This is a genomic window from Planococcus sp. A6 (assembly GCF_028823615.1).
Taxonomy (GTDB): domain Bacteria; phylum Bacillota; class Bacilli; order Bacillales_A; family Planococcaceae; genus Planococcus.
Map to the genome: position 1 here is coordinate 15483 of NZ_JAPEHT010000030.1, position 15478 is coordinate 30960.

Here is a 15478-nt window from a genome sequence, read left to right on the forward strand (position 1 = left end):
GAAAAGGGGTGTGATTGGATGAAGATGATGGTGTTTACCGGGTTTCCGGGGTTTATTGCAACGCGTTTGATGGAAGCATGTGCCCAAAAAGGGTGGGGCTTGGCGGCAATCGTTCTGCCCAGTGAAATGGAGAAAGCGCAAAAGCAGGCAATCAGCATTGAGGGAAAGACAGGCTGCGGGCCGATCCGGTTGCTGCCGGGAGATATCACGGTAGAAGGCCTGGCGCTTTCACGAGAAGACCGGTCCTGGCTTGGAAAACAGCAACTCGTCTTTTGGCATTTGGCGGCAATTTATGATTTGGCAGTGCCAGAAGATATTGCGAAAAAAGTCAACATCCTAGGCACTCAAAACGTATATATGTATTTCAGCACGGCGTATATCGCTGGAAAGCGTGAGGGACTGTTGCTCGAAAGTGAACTCATCCGTCCGGAATCATTTAAAAACCATTACGAAGAAACCAAATTTGAAGCAGAACTTCTCGTTGAACAATTGAAAAAGGAAGTACCGACGACCATCATCCGTCCAGGAATTGTCAGGGGGCATTCCGCAAGTGGCGAAACCTCTAAATTCGATGGTCCCTATTTCTTTTTGAATATGATCGACCGGATGAGGCATTTACCTGCCATTCCATACATCGGACACTCGAACACAGTCATTAACGTCGTGCCTGTCGATTACATCTTGGATGCCACCGTGTATTTGAGCGAACTTAAAAAGGCCGAGTCTGCGACGGTTCATTTAACCGACCCCAATCCTCATCCTGTAGAGGAAGTGTACCGGGCAATGGTCCATGAAATGACCGGGCGTTATCCGAAAGGAAGGATCCCGAAAAAACTTGCGGCTATATCGATGAAGGCGCCGGCGATCCGCAAATATCTCGGTGTCGAAGCGGAGACTTTGGATTATATGGACTGGCAAGCGCAATTCGATACGCGAAACGCCCAGTCCTTATTGGAAGGAAGCGGCATCCGCCCGGCAGATTTTCTGGAAACGATTCCGGCAATGGTGGAGTTCTACAACGAACATAAAGAAGACCGCAAATACCACGTGACGATCGCCTAATTGTTTACACTTTCCGTACTAGTGCTATAATACATCTACAGACCAATAATTCGAACTCTCGACAAAGGGGAGTAGCTATAGGGAAACCTATTTCACAGTCGTCAAGACGTGGCTTCTGGCCATCGGTTGTGATAGCGGCACATTACGACGCTTAGCAAGACCTTTACCTTTTATTAGGCATGGGTCTTTTTTGTCGGGAAAAAAAAGGAGGGAAATTATGGATACTATCTTATTGGAATATGCATGGGTGCTGCTTGTGCTCATCGGGCTGGAAGGTTTGCTCGCTGCCGATAATGCGGTGGTCATGGCCGTCATGGTCAAGCATTTGCCGAAACCCCAACAGAAAAAGGCCTTGTTCTACGGTTTGGCAGGTGCTTTTATCTTCCGTTTCGCTGCTTTGTTCATGATTACTTTCCTAGTGAACATTTGGCAGATCCAGGCACTTGGAGCTGCCTATCTGCTGTTTATCGCGGTCAAGCACATATACGACCAGCGCAAAGGCAAAGAACATACAATAGAACCCGAAACGACAAAAGGTTCGGGTTTTTGGATGACCGTCTTGAAAGTGGAACTGGCAGATATCGCCTTTGCCATCGACTCAATGCTCGCGGCCGTTGCACTCGCGGTAACATTGCCGCATCTTGGCGATTTTGACATCGGCGGCATCAATGGCGGACAGTTTGGCGTCATGCTTGCAGGTGGGTTGATCGGTGTAATCATCATGCGTTTTGCGGCCCATAAATTCGTCCGGCTATTGGAAAAATACCCGCAGCTTGAAACGGCGGCATTCGTCGTGGTCGGCTGGGTAGGGGTCAAATTGGTCGTTTTGACTTTATCCCACGACAAACTTGGTGTCTTGCCTCATGATTTTCCACACTCGACGCCGTGGACAATCACTTTCTGGCTTGTGCTTTTAGGCATCGTATTGACTGGAGTATTTACAGGCCTTAAAAAGAATAAGCAGCAAAACGCTTAATTGAATAAAGATTGGTCGAATAGCCTTGCGGAGCATTTTCTCCGCAGGGCTATTTTTATGCATTCCTTCATTAGTAACGGACACAAACAATCGCTGTCACACGAATGTAATACGTAGCAGCCCCCCTCAATCTTCCAAATTCCTGGACTGAAAGCTACAATAGAGAAAATGGAATTGAAATGAGGTGAGTTGCATGCTATTGACTGCTTTGGGCGGTTTGTTTGGATATGGAGCAGAAATGCCCCCAGAAACATTGGTGAAGCTTGCACAACAAGGCGATGAAGAGGCGGAAGAACAATTGATTTCTTCTCATATCCCGTTTGTGAAAAAAACCGCTGCACAAGTATGCAAAAGATTCATCGATGATAATCAGGATGAATTCAGCATTGCGCTCTTGGCATTTCATGAAGCGATACGCCAATATCGTACGGGACATGACGCTTCGTTTTTGACTTTCGCGCATATGGTCATCAGGCGTAGAGTGATCGACCATATCCGGAAAGAAAGCAAACGCTTGGAATTCAGCCACGATTTCACAGCTTCGCCGAATGAAGACCATCATAACTATATCGGCGACCGGGCATCAACGGTTTTGCATACGGAGCAGGAGCAAATAGCCAAACGGCGTGAAGAGATTTTGCAGTTCGAGGAGATGCTCTCAGAGTTCGGCCTGTCTTTCCGGATGATTGCCAAAGTTTCTCCCGTGCACGAAGATGCAAGGAGAAATGCAATACAAATTGCTCAATTGGTGGCGGAAACCGATGAATACAAACAATTCTTGCTCGATAAGAAAAAACTTCCGGTCAAGGATATCGAGGAACTTGTCCAGGTCTCAAGAAAAACTATCGAGAGAAACCGGAAATACATAATTGCAATGGCGTTATTGATGACGAGTGAGTTGTATTACTTAAAAGATTATTTAAAGGAGCGGTTGAACTGATGCGAATGCAAAAAGGCATATGTATGGAACTTGATGGAGACCGTTCTGTCTACATGCTTGCAGATGGCAGCTTTGTAACTGGCAAGCCGACAGAGGGCACTCTAGTGGGGGAAGAGGCATATTTTGAAACCGTAGATAATACCTTGAAAAAGCGACGCTTCAAGCCGGTTGCCTTGCCGCTCATTGCATCGGTTGCAGCACTGTTTTTGCTGATTTCCACATGGATGCTTCCTGCTGAAGAAGCCTATGGATACGTGCAAGTCGAATCAAACCCGGCCATCGAACTCGGCGTAGACGATGAATGGCATGTTATCTCGCTAAGGGAACTCAATGATGACGGCAAACAATTAATTGCCAAACTGGCAGACTGGGAGAACAAGGAACTCGAAGTAGTTTTAGAAAACGTGCTCGCCTTATCCGTGGATGAAGACACGGAGCATGTAACGATTACTACTGTGCAAGGAGACGAGGAAACGGATGCTACGAACAATGTGGAGAAAATTGCATTGGCGGCATTGTTTGCCGGCAGTAATAAAAACTTGCGCGTCCATTTGAAAGAAGCGAATAAAAAGCAATGGCGCGAGGCGAAAGAACAACAAGTGCCAGTCGCGAAGCTGATCGAAAAAGATCGAACCTTTACATCTCCGCATGAACAAGAGAGTGATGTGCAGCCTGCGCAAAATAAAGATGCACAGGAAAAACAAGCCCCAAATAGCCGAACAGCTCCTTCCAAAGCTGAAGATCCTGCTATTCCAGAGGCTCAACCGAAAAATGAACCTTCATCTTCAGGCAATAATAAAGCGGAAAAAACGCAGAAGCCGGACACTCAGGCAAAGCCTGTCCCAGAAAAGAAAACGAATAACAAACCAAAAGAACCTGCCTCAAAAGCTCCAGCAGCACAAAAACAACCGAAAAAGCCAGAAAAGCCCGAACCTGCCAAACCGAAAAATCCGAACGCTGGCAAAGACAATAACTCCGGGAACTCAAAAGCTAAACCAAAACCGAAAAAAGAAAATCCTACTTCGGGGAACAACAAAGCCAAACAGCCGCCAAAAGATAATAAAGGCAAAGGCAGTCCTGTCGATAACAAGCCGGAAGAAAAGAATAGCAAAAACGGCAATTCCAACAGCAACAGCAACAGCAACAATAGCGGCAATTCCTCCAAAGCGAATGGGGCAAAGACAGCAGAACCGAAGGACTTGAAAGCTGAACAGTCTAAACCTCCTGTGAAGAAAAAGGATGCTTCGGATTCACCCAAAGCTGAAGAAAAGAAAACTCCTAAAGCTGAAGAAAAGAAACCCCCTAAAGCTGAAAAGCAAGTTGAGCAAGATAAGAAGAACCAATGATGCTTTTCTGCGAATAGCGCTTATTCCTTCAGGTCCGCATTCAGCGGAGCAGCCTAAAAGAATAAGCGCTTATTTTGTGGCATTAAAAAATAAGACAGGAAAAGCGGCTCTTTTCCAGTGGAATAGTTACAACGGATGGTGCTTTACAAAAAAGCCCTTTTCTTTTCACTGTACTTTACATAGAATGGGAAGAGAGTCAGTTGCGGAAGGGAATTTTACGCCTATGAATAAATCATTTCAACGTGTCCGAAATCTTACACCTGCACAGGCAATCGTGGCGTATTATTTCGTAGCGATTGCTTTTTCCTTTTTGCTCCTGCGGCTTCCAGGAGTCCTGCAGCCTGGAGTAAGCATGACCTATATCGACACTTTATTCACTGCTGTCAGCGCAGTCAGTGTCACCGGCCTGACGGTCATTGATGTTTCGCAAACCTTATCGGTGTTCGGCATCATCGTATTAATGGTCATCCTTCAATTCGGGGGTATCGGCATTATGTCGATCGGGACGTTTTTCTGGATCCTGCTCGGTAAACGGATCGGGCTCCGTGAGCGCCAATTGATCATGGTCGACCACAACCAATCGAGCATGTCGGGCGTTGTCAAATTGATCACCGAAATCGTCAAGATCCTGTTGCTGATCGAAGCAATCGGTGCATTGATCTTGACCGTCTATTTCACGCAATACTTCTATACTTTTAGTGAAGCTCTATTGCACGGCGTCTTCGGGTCAATCACAGCCACGACCAACGGTGGATTCGACATCACCGGAGCCTCCCTGCAGCCTTACGTCGACGACTATTTCGTCCAGATCGTTAATATGCTGTTGATCATCCTTGGGGCGATCGGGTTTCCCGTGCTGATCGAATTGAAGGAGTTTTTGTCGAATGAGACGAAGAATTTTCGATTTTCGTTGTTCACTAAAATTACGACAAGCATTTTCGGGATGCTTCTTGTTGTCGGGACGGTCGGCATCTTGATCTTGGAGTCGGTCAATGCGTTCAAAGGAATGTCTTGGCACCAGACCTTTTTCGGGGCGCTGTTCCATTCGGTGTCATCCCGCTCCGGCGGCTTGGTCACCATTGACATTACGCAGTTCAGTGACGCGACCAATGTGTTCATGAGCGCGCTCATGTTCATCGGGGCCTCGCCAAGTTCAGCGGGGGGCGGTATCCGGACGACCACTTTCGCGATTGCCATCCTGTTTTTGATCAATTTTGCGAGAGGCAAGAACACGATTCAGATCTTCAACCGTGAAATTGAATTGATCGACGTATTCCGATCATTTGCCGTTTTGTTCCTTGCCGGCACAATGGTCATTGTTGCGACGATGCTTTTGATCATCACCGAACCGAACGCATCCATTGTGGAGATTCTCTTTGAGATCACTTCAGCGTTCGGTACGTGCGGTATGTCGCTCGGGCTGACGAGTGAATTATCCTCAATCGGCAAAGTGATCGTCATGGTCCTGATGTTCATCGGGCGGGTCGGCTTGATTTCCTTCCTGTTCACGATCGGCGGCAAGACAGACCCGACGAAATTCCATTATCCGAAAGAACGTGTCATCATCGGCTAAGTCGGCTTAGCGTGCTATTCGGCCGTTAAAGGGATATAATTGAAGTAATCGAGTAATCATAGCGGAAATGAGTGAACGAAAATGAATGAAGACATCAAGCAGTCATTGAAACTGTTTATCGTTTTGTCCCGTGCGCATAAAGCGATTTCGGAACAAACCAATCAATTTTTCCAGGAGAATGGCGTCAATCCGACAGAATTTGCAGTGTTGGAGCTACTCTACCATAAAGGGCGCCAGCCGCTGCAGAAAATCGGCGGGAAAATCCTGCTGGCCAGCGGATCGATTACTTATGTCATCGACAAGCTGGAAAAACGCGGGTTTATCACGCGCGTCAATTGCCCGACAGACCGCCGCATCACTTATGCGGAAATTACGGAAGAAGGCAAGACATTCATGGCGGACATCTTCCCGGCACACGAGCAAAAGCTTCACGAGCTGACGGCTGCTTTATCATCGGAAGAAAAAGAGCAGGCCATCGAATTGATGAAGAAAATCGGCTTGTCGATCAAAGACTTGTCCTATTGAAAAAAGATCCTCCGCTTGGGAGGATCTTTTTTTATTTCTGCACACGTTCGATCGTTTGGGCCATTTGGATGAAATCGTCCCTCGCTTCGACGGTGCTATGGTCGAAGATCGTCACACGAACCACGATATTATCGGATTCGAAGGCGATTCCGGTTACGTGGCCTTCAGCCGTTTCCACTTCATAGGCGGCTGAATTGCTGAATGCGGAGCTATCATAGTCTGTAAACTCAGCCAGTTCAGCATCAGGGTTGGAGGCCTGGACAGTATCTTGTGTATTGCTAACCAGCTCATCGAAATCGATATCACTCGGATAATAAGTTTCAACACGCATGAAGACGGCATCGTTTTCCTGCAGGAAGATGACGTCGCGGTTCGGTTCTTCTGCAATGAACTCGTAGCCATCCAGCACATAAAGCTGATAAGCCTGGTTATCACTCATCATCAGCTCGCCTTCAGGAGTTTCGCTATGTTCGTTGCCGGAACTAGCTTCAGTCTCTTCAGGTGCTTCTTCAGGCGTTTCCATGTCTTGTGTCGTGTCGCTGCTTTCTTCCTCAGTTGTCTCGGTTGGTTCCGTCTCAGGCTCTTCTCCTGCAAGGTCTGCAGTTCCGCAGCCTGCAAGCAGAATCCCGGCGGTGAGGATAGCTGGAATGAATAAGGCATTCTTTTTCATAATTTGAATTCCTCCTTCCAATTTCCCAATTAGACGGGCAGAAGGAGGGAATGTTTCAAACTATTCGATAGGCGCCGGGTTATGAAATCACCGACCATTTTAAATCGGCAGTGGCATGATAATGAACAGGAGGACCAAGACCATCAAATGAGTGATGATTAGCAGCGGCATGCTGCGTTTCCATTCATACAGGATGCCGAGTAATGCACCTGCCACAATGCCTGCCACAATACTTGGCCAAAAGCCGCTGAAGGCAAGCGCGATGCCGAATAAGAGGGATGAACCTAAAATGGCGAACGGCAGTTTCATGTATTTTTTCAATTGCTGTTGGATATAGCCTCGCCAAAAAAGTTCTTCTCCTGGAACGATGACAAACATCAATAATAGGTAATGCCAGATGCTTGTAGGGGCGAACAGGGTTTGCATGGCAGTGACGGGGCCTTCCACATTAAGCGGAAGGATATCTAAGAACAGATAACCGAACGCCAAGAAGGCATAAATCATCCCCCCGAACAAGGTACCATACACTAGCGATTTCCAGGTTTTCAATTCATCGAATACAGCGTAATTGATAAGTGTAATCGACATCAGTACCAAAATGGCAAATGTATACATATACCAGAAGATGGCTGTATTTTCGAAAGCTAGATGGTACAAATAAAGCGAAAGCGGCAATAGCCAAATAAGCGTATGGCGCTTTAATAGAGTAAGCATAGAAAAATCCTCCTAAAATCAACAAAGGCTGCCCGGATTGGGGGCAAAGCGCAATGTGGCTGGACGGGTATGGTTTCGTCCGTATAGTATTATAACAGAAGGATTTTAACAACACGAAAGGAAAGGAGAACATTTCATGACTGATTATGCGAACGAACTGGAGCGATTGAAAAATGGCGAGATCGACACGCTGGATATTCCAAAAGACGAATTTCTTGAGTTCCGCAAGATATTGACTGAACGGGAAGACTTTAAACATTTTCGGGGGACGGCATTCCATCACGGCAAGACGCAATATGAATATACGGTAGAACCGTCCAAATAAAGTTGCAGCATGATGAGGCGGCGCCGGAAAATCACGTAATGAAAATTTTTTTGAGAAAAAGGTTTATCCTATGTTTGGAGGGGGCATAGTATACTTGAACACAGCAACATTCTCATTTCCCCCTTTTGTGGTCGGCCCTTTATGGACCGGCCTTTTTTTTATGCCAAAAAAGAAGAGTGAATAGACTGATGATTTTTGCTATTATGGGAATATAAAGGAGGCAATCAAATGAAAATTGGATTTATCGGTACCGGGGTCATGGGCAATAGCATTGGACGCCATTTGCTGGAGGGCGGCCATGAACTTTCCGTATTTACGAGAACGGCCAAGAAAGCTGAGGATTTACTCGAACAAGGCGCATCTTGGAAAAACAATCCGAAGGAACTAGCGGCAGATGCGGAAGTGATCTTTACGATGGTCGGTTACCCATCGGACGTGCAAGAAATCTATTTCGGGGAAAACGGCTTGTTGGCAAATGCCGTCGAAGGAACGGTGCTCATCGACTTGACTACTTCCCAGCCAAAGCTAGCGCAGGAAATTGCAGACGCTGCACGCGCTAAAGGCTTGCATGCCCTGGATGCGCCAGTCTCTGGAGGGGACATAGGAGCCAAGAATGCAGTGCTGTCTGTCATGGTCGGCGGCGAAGAAGAGGTTTTCAATCGCTTGCTTCCGCTGTTTCGTTTGTTTGCGGGCAATATCATTTTGCAAGGGCCTGCGGGTTCGGGACAGCATACAAAGATGTGCAACCAGATCAATATCGCCAATAATATGCTGGGTGTCTGTGAATCTCTTATATACGCGAAAAAAGCAGGGCTCGATCCCGAGAACGTATTGCGCTCCATTTCAGCTGGTGCAGCCGGATCTTGGTCATTGTCGAATTTAGCCCCGAAAATGATCGAAGGCGATTTCCGTCCAGGATTTTACATCAAGCATTTCATCAAGGATATGAAAATAGCGGTAGAGGAATCCGAGCGATGGGGCCTGGACCTTCCAGGGCTGAAATTATCACTCGGGATTTATGAGGAATTGGAACGTGCAGGAGATGGGGATCTAGGCACCCAAGCATTGATCCGCCATTTCGATTTTGCGGAAAAATAAGCACAAAAAAACCGGCAGTACAGGACCGCCGGCCGGCTCAATCAAAATAAGATTTTTTCGGTGAATAGAAACGATTCATTTCTTTCGGTTCGTAGCGTTTGGAAAAAGCCGAGATAGCGGGCTTTTTATCCGGCGCCTCCAGCCCGGTGTAATTTTGAAGCAATTCTTTTGCATGTTTCAAGTTCATGCGGCTCGGTGGGTTGCGATAGGATTCATCCAAGTCTCCAAAATGCTCAAGCGAATGGAAATCTTCCTTTTTGGGGAGCATGTGGAAATAATAATTGCCGCATTTCACGAGGACAGATGATTGTTGTTGGCTTTTTCGGGGGTTTTTACTGAAGTGCAGGCCCAGTTTTTGTGCCCGTTTTTGTTGAATCATCAGATTCAATGCTTGCTTTTTTAATGCATACAGAAATTGATTGTCTGGAGCAGTCTTAGCGTGGCGGTTGACAGTGAAAATAGCTTGTGCGATTTCCGAATCTTTCGTCGTTTGGGACATGGGCTCATTCCTTTCGCAATAGTGGATTGATCAGTCTTTGTTCATCATATCAAAATTTTCAGTCACTGTACATAAACCGAATCCAGTGCCGAACTGCAGGAAATGATCCAAAAAAAGGGGATGTTGAGATGTTGAGTGAACAAACAATAATCGTGACCGGAGGCTCCAGTGGGATGGGCTTTCATATGGCAGAAAAATTTGCCTCTGAAGGAGCAAACGTCATCATTACAGGGCGGGATATGGAAAAATTGAATGAGTCATTGACGAAATTGTCCGGGCTGCGGGGACAGGCGGAAGCGTTCCAGATGGACGTGCGTGAACCTGAACATGCCAAGGCGATGGTCAATTTCGCGCATGAGAAATTCAGTCGGATCGATGGCCTTGTTAATAACGCGGCGGGGAATTTCATCGTCCATGCAGAAAAATTATCACCGAATGGATGGCGCTCTGTTATTGATATCGTCTTGAATGGGACTTTCTTTTGTTCTCATGCCGTCGGCAATTATTGGATTGAAAATGGCACAAAGGGGAATATACTTAATATGCTGGCAACGTATGCCTGGAATGCCGGAGCCGGCGTCGCTCATTCCGCCGCCGCTAAAGCGGGCGTCATGTCGCTGACCCTCGCAGTTGAATGGGGCACGCAATACGGCATCCGTGTCAACGGGATCGCTCCTGGCCCGATCGAACGCACTGGGGGCGCAGATAAACTTTTCGAATCTCAAGAAGCGATGCAGCGGACCTTGAAATCTGTTCCTTTAGGCCGGCTTGGAAAACCGGAAGAAGTAGCAGATCTGGCAGCGTTCATCATGTCAGAGAAAGCGGCTTATATGAATGGGGAAATCGTGACCTTAGACGGTGGACAGTGGTTGAATAAATTCCCTTTTTAAGCCAAAACACCCAATTAAATAGTTTCGGGAATCGTGTTATGTTATGATGTAATCGAAGTGTTTCGGCATCAGACCATGCGATGCAAAAGGAGTAGAGCACATGATTTCATTACCGAGCAAAGATTTTCTTGAAACCCCGATCGAAGAATTTGTCATCTCGTCCGAAAAAGTAGCACATGTCCAAATCGGCAATAGTGCCGAGCATGCTTTATTGGTTTTGACGAAGACCGGCTATTCAGCCATCCCGGTTTTGGATGCGAAGTACCGGTTTCACGGCTTGATTAATGCCCAGCGCATCACAGACGCCATTCTTGGAATGGACCATATAGAGTATGAGAAACTTGGCGATATTCGAGTCGAAGAGATTATGCAGACCGACCTGCCGCTGATCCATTTGAATGACCGCTTCCAAAGAGCTTTGGATCTGGTGATCGACCAGAATTTCCTTTGTGTAGTGGATGACGATGGAATGTTCATGGGGATTTTGACAAGACGGATTGTCTTGAAGCAATTGAAAAAACAACTTTACCAGTTCAAACGATAATTACCCTGAAAAAGGTCTCATCCATTGAGGCCTTTTTTTCTGCTGGTTGAAAGAAGGGATCACTATGGAACAAACGAAACGCCCGCTCATCTTGATTGCGGTCATGCTGGCGATGTTCGTTTCTGCAGTTGAGGCGACCATTGTCTCGACCGCGATGCCGAGCATTGCTGCAGACCTCGGCGGGTTTTCGAAATACAGTTGGGTATTTTCCGCTTATTTGCTGATGAGCACGGTGACGGTGCTGTTATACGGGAAATTAGCTGATCTCCTCGGCAGGAAAGCGGTTTTCACTTTCGGCATGCTGCTGTTTTTAATTGGTTCCTTGTTATGCGGTTTAGCGGATTCGATGGAGCAATTAATCGCTTTCCGCTTTATCCAAGGGGCGGGAGCGGGGGCTATCATGCCAATCGCGTCGACGATCGTAGGGGATATTTATTCTCCTGAAGAACGGGCGAAGATCCAAGGATATTTGTCCAGCGTTTGGGGCATCTCGGCTATCGCCGGCCCTGCCATCGGCGGTGTGTTGGTAGCGACCATCGGCTGGCAATACGTATTCTGGGTCAACTTGCCGCTGGGGATCTTGTCGCTGCTCGGCATCTTAGTTTATTTGAAAGAACCGGTGCGCATAGAGCGGGCGAAAGTCGATTACAGGGGTGCCTTGTGTTTGACGATCGCACTTAGCAGCGTCTTGTATCTGCTTATCGAAGGGGGCGTGTCTTTTGGCTGGCTGTCAGCTCCTTCTTATTATCTTGCCATTATCGGCGCTTTGTTCATGTTCTGGTTTGTCAAAGCAGAACGCGCGTCGAGTGATCCGATGATGCCGTTTGAAATATGGCAAAACCGCGCGATTCTCTATGCGAATTTGGTTTCGCTCGCGACAGGGATTATATTGATCGGCATTTCCAGCTATCTGCCGGCTTATGTGACTGGCGTCATGGAACAGCCAGCAGCCATTGCCGGCTTCACGTTGACGACAATGTCGATCGGATGGCCGATCGCTTCTGTCCTATCAGGAAGGCTCTTGATCAGCATCGGCTATTTCCGTACCTCGCTTCTTGGCGGCTCTTTCCTACTTATCGGAACGGCATTGTTTGTAACGATGCAGCCGGGGTTCGGTCCGCTATGGGCAGGGATGTCGAGTTTCTTCGTCGGTGTCGGGATGGGATTGACCAGCACCGCCTTTATCGTCTCGATCCAATCCGCCGTGTCATATGACAAGCGGGGAGCGGCAACAGCTTCTAATATGTTCATGCGCAACCTGGGCAGCACGATCGGCGTAGCGCTTCTTGGCAGCATATTGAACAGCTCACTATTGAACCGGCTGGACGATTCAAGCAATTTATCGCTGGAATCCGTCAACTCGATTTTAAGCATCGATAGCCGCGTGCAGTTGCCGGAAGCGGATAAGCTGGTGTTGCAGGAAGCCTTGGCTTTCGGGCTGCGCAATGTTTACAGCATTGCATTTCTCTGCGCTTTGGTCAGTTTCCTGCTGATTTTCGGATTGCGCGGATTGAAAGGAGTGAAACCGGATGTCAAATGAAGAAATGATCATTAAAGTACTCGCTGAAGAAGGCAATATGCGAAAAGCGGCAGAGCGGCTTTTCTTGTCGCAGCCTGCCTTGTCCCAGCGGCTGCAATCGATTGAAAAGGAGTGGGGCCAGCAATTGTTCGTGCGCTCACAAAAAGGGCTGACGCCGACTCCAGCCGGTGAATTGGTCATTCAGTACGCAAAGGAAGCGGTAATACGCCGAGAAGAGATTTTCGAACAGCTGCATACCTTAAGCGAAAAAGTGCATGGCACCTTGAAAATCGCCTGTGCGTCGATCATCGGCCAGAACTGGCTTCCAAAAGTGTTGAAAGATTTCATTACCCTGTATCCGGAAGCGAAAGTGCAATTGATCACCGGTTGGAGCTCTGAAATTGTCCGTGCTTTGTACGACGGTGAAGCCCATATCGGCATCGTCCGGGGACAGACCGACTGGAAAGGCCCAAAAATTCATTTGTTTAAAGATACTTTGTACTTGGTCGACAAAGAAATCAGTTCGCTGGAAGAAGTGATGAAAACTGAACGGCCGTTTATTCAATTTAAAAGCGATTCGACCTATTACGAGGAAATTCAGCAATGGTGGCAAAAGCATTTCGCTTCCAACCCGAAGCGCCAAATCACGGTGGACCAGATTGAGACCTGTAAGCAGATGGCCGTCAACGGCATCGGCTATGCGATTTTGCCCTCGATTACCTTGACAGGCGCAGAGGATGTCCACACGATGCCGCTGACGAATAGTGAACAGGAACTGGAGTTGACACGGGATACATGGCTGATCGGCTATGAATCGTCTTTCCAGTTAAGGCAGGTCGAGGCATTTGTCGATATTGTCAAAAAACATGCCACTCTGTTAAGCTAAAGGATGTATTATTATACTGAATCAGATATAATAACACCATTACACGAGAGAAAGAGGTTTTAATCAATGGAACAAATGGATGCAAATCAAATTATTTCGTACATACAGAATGCGAAGAAATCGACGCCTGTAAAAGTATATGTCAAAGGTGATGGCGTAGCTGCGCTTAATTTTGGCGAAGGCTCGAAAGTATTCGGAGAAGGCAATCATGCAACAGTATTCGGCGAATGGGCTGAAGTGGAAAAAGCACTTGAACAGCATGCCTCCGTCATCGAAGATTCTGTAGTGGAAAACGATCGCAGAAACTCAGCGATCCCGATGCTTGACTTGAAAAACATCAATTCGCGCATCGAACCAGGTGCGTTTATCCGCGAGAACGTAGAAATCGGCAGCAACTGCATCATCATGATGGGCGCTGTCATCAATATCGGTTCTGTCATCGGCGATGGCACGATGATCGACATGGGCGTCATCATGGGCGGCCGCGCGACAGTCGGGAAAAACTGCCATATCGGTGCTGGCGCTGTACTTGCTGGCGTAATCGAGCCTGCATCTGCTACACCGGTAATCGTTGAGGACGATGTCATGATCGGCGCGAACGCAGTCGTATTGGAAGGCGTCCGCATCGGCAAAGGCTCCGTCGTCGCAGCAGGCGCTGTCGTCATCGAAGATGTGCCTGAAAACGCAGTTGTCGGCGGCACGCCAGCACGTGTGTTGAAGCTAATGGATGAAAAAACCCGTTCGAAAACGGAAATCAAGCAAGAACTTCGCCAGCTGTAAGAGGCCTTCCTATGGATCTTATTCAAATCAGGAGAGAACTGCATGAAATTCCAGAAATCGGGTTTCAGGAATTCAAAACACAAAGTTACTTAATAGACATCATTTCCAAAATGGCCCCAGACCGCATCGAGCTGGTTGAATGGCGCACAGGACTCGTGGTCAAAGTCAAGGGCAGGTCGCCTGAGAAAACAATCGGTTGGCGCACGGATATCGACGGTTTGCCGATCCTTGAAGAAACCGCATTGCCGTTTTCCTCACGCCATGAAGGGTTCATGCATGCCTGTGGGCACGATATCCATATGGCAGTCGCGCTCGGCTTGCTGGAACAGTTGGTTGAACATCCGCTTGATAACGATGCAGTGATCTTGTTCCAACCTGCAGAAGAGGGGCCGGGCGGCGCACAGCCGCTCTTGGCATGGCTTGAAAAAGAGCGTCCGGATCTCTTGCCGGATGAACTTTTTGCCTTGCACATTGCACCTGAACTGCCGGTCGGCACTGTCTCGACTAAACCTGGTCTTCTCTTTGCCAACACATCGGAATTGTTCATCGATTTGCACGGCAAAGGCGGCCATGCCGCATACCCGCATCAGACGCGCGATATGGCTGTGGCAGCAGCGGCTTTATTGATGCAATTGCAGACAGTCGTCAGCCGCAATGTCGACCCGATGGATTCGGCCGTTTTGACGGTCGGGAAAATGTCTGCGGGCACTGTGCAGAACATTATCGCTGAACGGGCACGCCTGGAAGGGACAATCCGCACCTTGACGCCTGAGTCGATGGAAAGCGTAAAAAAACGCGTCGAATCGCTGTGCCGGTCGATTGAAGAAGGCTATGAATGCCAAGTGTCGATCGATTACGGAGCGAACTATCGCCAAGTGGACAATGATGAACAGCTTGCTGAGTCATTTTTGCGCTATGCACAGGATGTTCCGGACATACAAGCTGTCCGCAGCAAAGCGGCCATGACAGGTGAGGATTTCGGTTACTTCACCGAACGGCTGCCGTCTTTGATGTTTTGGGCAGGGGCCGGCTCCGATTACGGCTTGCATCATTCAAAACTGATGCCGGACGAGAGAATCCTATCGTTCATGCCACAATTCATTTACGATTATTTTAAGCAACGATAAAAAA

General features: G+C 47.8%; 17 protein-coding genes. 14 read left to right on the forward strand and 3 right to left on the reverse strand.

Annotated features, from left to right (window positions below):
- Nucleotides 1-18: 18 nt before the first annotated feature.
- The 6 genes from ON064_RS06525 to ON064_RS06550 all read left to right on the forward strand — a co-directional run bounded on the left by ON064_RS06525 (nucleotide 19) and on the right by ON064_RS06550 (nucleotide 6422).
- A complete protein-coding gene (locus tag ON064_RS06525) occupies nucleotides 19-1062 on the forward strand; it encodes an SDR family oxidoreductase (protein ID WP_274624141.1) in 1044 nt (347 codons plus the stop codon).
- A gap of 217 nt (nucleotides 1063-1279) precedes the next feature.
- Nucleotides 1280-2038, forward strand: a complete 759-nt coding sequence (locus ON064_RS06530; RefSeq protein WP_274624142.1) for a TerC family protein — start codon at nucleotides 1280-1282, stop codon at nucleotides 2036-2038.
- A gap of 193 nt (nucleotides 2039-2231) precedes the next feature.
- Nucleotides 2232-2978 (forward strand): RNA polymerase sigma-I factor, encoded by a 747-nt coding sequence (gene sigI / locus ON064_RS06535; RefSeq protein ID WP_274624143.1) that lies wholly within the window; start codon nucleotides 2232-2234, stop codon nucleotides 2976-2978.
- A gap of 23 nt (nucleotides 2979-3001) precedes the next feature.
- The gene (locus tag ON064_RS06540; RefSeq protein WP_274624144.1) at nucleotides 3002-4324 is read left to right on the forward strand and encodes an anti-sigma-I factor RsgI family protein; all 1323 of its coding nucleotides are present in this window, start codon (nucleotides 3002-3004) and stop codon (nucleotides 4322-4324) included.
- A 223-nt stretch (nucleotides 4325-4547) separates the two neighbouring features.
- Nucleotides 4548-5897 (forward strand): TrkH family potassium uptake protein, encoded by a 1350-nt coding sequence (locus ON064_RS06545; protein ID WP_121297829.1) that lies wholly within the window; start codon nucleotides 4548-4550, stop codon nucleotides 5895-5897.
- A gap of 81 nt (nucleotides 5898-5978) precedes the next feature.
- Entirely contained in the window at nucleotides 5979-6422 is a 444-nt protein-coding gene (locus ON064_RS06550) for a MarR family winged helix-turn-helix transcriptional regulator (protein WP_121297828.1), read from the forward strand.
- Nucleotides 6423-6453: 31 nt separating this feature from the next.
- Here the strand turns inward: ON064_RS06550 and ON064_RS06555 are convergent, their stop codons facing one another.
- Together ON064_RS06555 and ON064_RS06560 are read right to left on the reverse strand one after the other, a co-directional pair.
- On the reverse strand, nucleotides 6454-7092 hold the full coding sequence (locus ON064_RS06555; RefSeq protein ID WP_274624145.1) for a hypothetical protein: 639 nt from the start codon (nucleotides 7090-7092) through the stop codon (nucleotides 6454-6456).
- A 99-nt stretch (nucleotides 7093-7191) separates the two neighbouring features.
- Nucleotides 7192-7806: a CPBP family intramembrane glutamic endopeptidase gene (locus tag ON064_RS06560; RefSeq protein WP_274624146.1), complete on the reverse strand. Its 615-nt coding sequence runs from the start codon at nucleotides 7804-7806 to the stop codon at nucleotides 7192-7194.
- Between the two features lie 136 nt (nucleotides 7807-7942).
- Here ON064_RS06560 and ON064_RS06565 point away from each other — a divergent pair, with 136 nt between their 5' ends.
- Both ON064_RS06565 and ON064_RS06570 read left to right on the forward strand, forming a co-directional pair.
- Entirely contained in the window at nucleotides 7943-8131 is a 189-nt protein-coding gene (locus ON064_RS06565; RefSeq protein WP_274624147.1) for a hypothetical protein, read from the forward strand.
- Between the two features lie 228 nt (nucleotides 8132-8359).
- Nucleotides 8360-9229, forward strand: coding sequence for an NAD(P)-dependent oxidoreductase (locus ON064_RS06570; protein WP_274624148.1), 870 nt, complete (start codon nucleotides 8360-8362; stop codon nucleotides 9227-9229).
- 37 nt (nucleotides 9230-9266) lie between these two features.
- Here the strand turns inward: ON064_RS06570 and ON064_RS06575 are convergent, their stop codons facing one another.
- Nucleotides 9267-9728: a YkyB family protein gene (locus tag ON064_RS06575; RefSeq protein WP_121297823.1), complete on the reverse strand. Its 462-nt coding sequence runs from the start codon at nucleotides 9726-9728 to the stop codon at nucleotides 9267-9269.
- A 128-nt stretch (nucleotides 9729-9856) separates the two neighbouring features.
- On the opposite strand from ON064_RS06575, the gene fadH reads away from it, so the two are divergent.
- The 6 genes from fadH to ON064_RS06605 all read left to right on the forward strand — a co-directional run bounded on the left by fadH (nucleotide 9857) and on the right by ON064_RS06605 (nucleotide 15474).
- Nucleotides 9857-10618 carry a 2,4-dienoyl-CoA reductase gene (gene fadH / locus ON064_RS06580; RefSeq protein ID WP_274624149.1) on the forward strand — a complete coding sequence of 254 codons (762 nt, stop codon included), beginning with the start codon at nucleotides 9857-9859 and terminating at the stop codon, nucleotides 10616-10618.
- Between the two features lie 100 nt (nucleotides 10619-10718).
- Nucleotides 10719-11162, forward strand: a complete 444-nt coding sequence (cbpB, locus tag ON064_RS06585) for a cyclic-di-AMP-binding protein CbpB (RefSeq protein WP_058383441.1) — start codon at nucleotides 10719-10721, stop codon at nucleotides 11160-11162.
- Between the two features lie 64 nt (nucleotides 11163-11226).
- Nucleotides 11227-12702 (forward strand): MDR family MFS transporter, encoded by a 1476-nt coding sequence (locus tag ON064_RS06590; protein WP_274624150.1) that lies wholly within the window; start codon nucleotides 11227-11229, stop codon nucleotides 12700-12702.
- On the forward strand, nucleotides 12692-13567 hold the full coding sequence (locus tag ON064_RS06595) for a transcriptional regulator CcpC (protein ID WP_121297820.1): 876 nt from the start codon (nucleotides 12692-12694) through the stop codon (nucleotides 13565-13567). The genes ON064_RS06590 and ON064_RS06595 overlap by 11 nt, the downstream gene beginning before the upstream one ends.
- Before the next feature lie 66 nt (nucleotides 13568-13633).
- Entirely contained in the window at nucleotides 13634-14347 is a 714-nt protein-coding gene (dapD, locus tag ON064_RS06600; RefSeq protein WP_068463084.1) for a 2,3,4,5-tetrahydropyridine-2,6-dicarboxylate N-acetyltransferase, read from the forward strand.
- Between the two features lie 11 nt (nucleotides 14348-14358).
- Nucleotides 14359-15474 (forward strand): N-acetyldiaminopimelate deacetylase, encoded by a 1116-nt coding sequence (locus ON064_RS06605; protein WP_274624151.1) that lies wholly within the window; start codon nucleotides 14359-14361, stop codon nucleotides 15472-15474.
- Nucleotides 15475-15478: the final 4 nt, after the last annotated feature.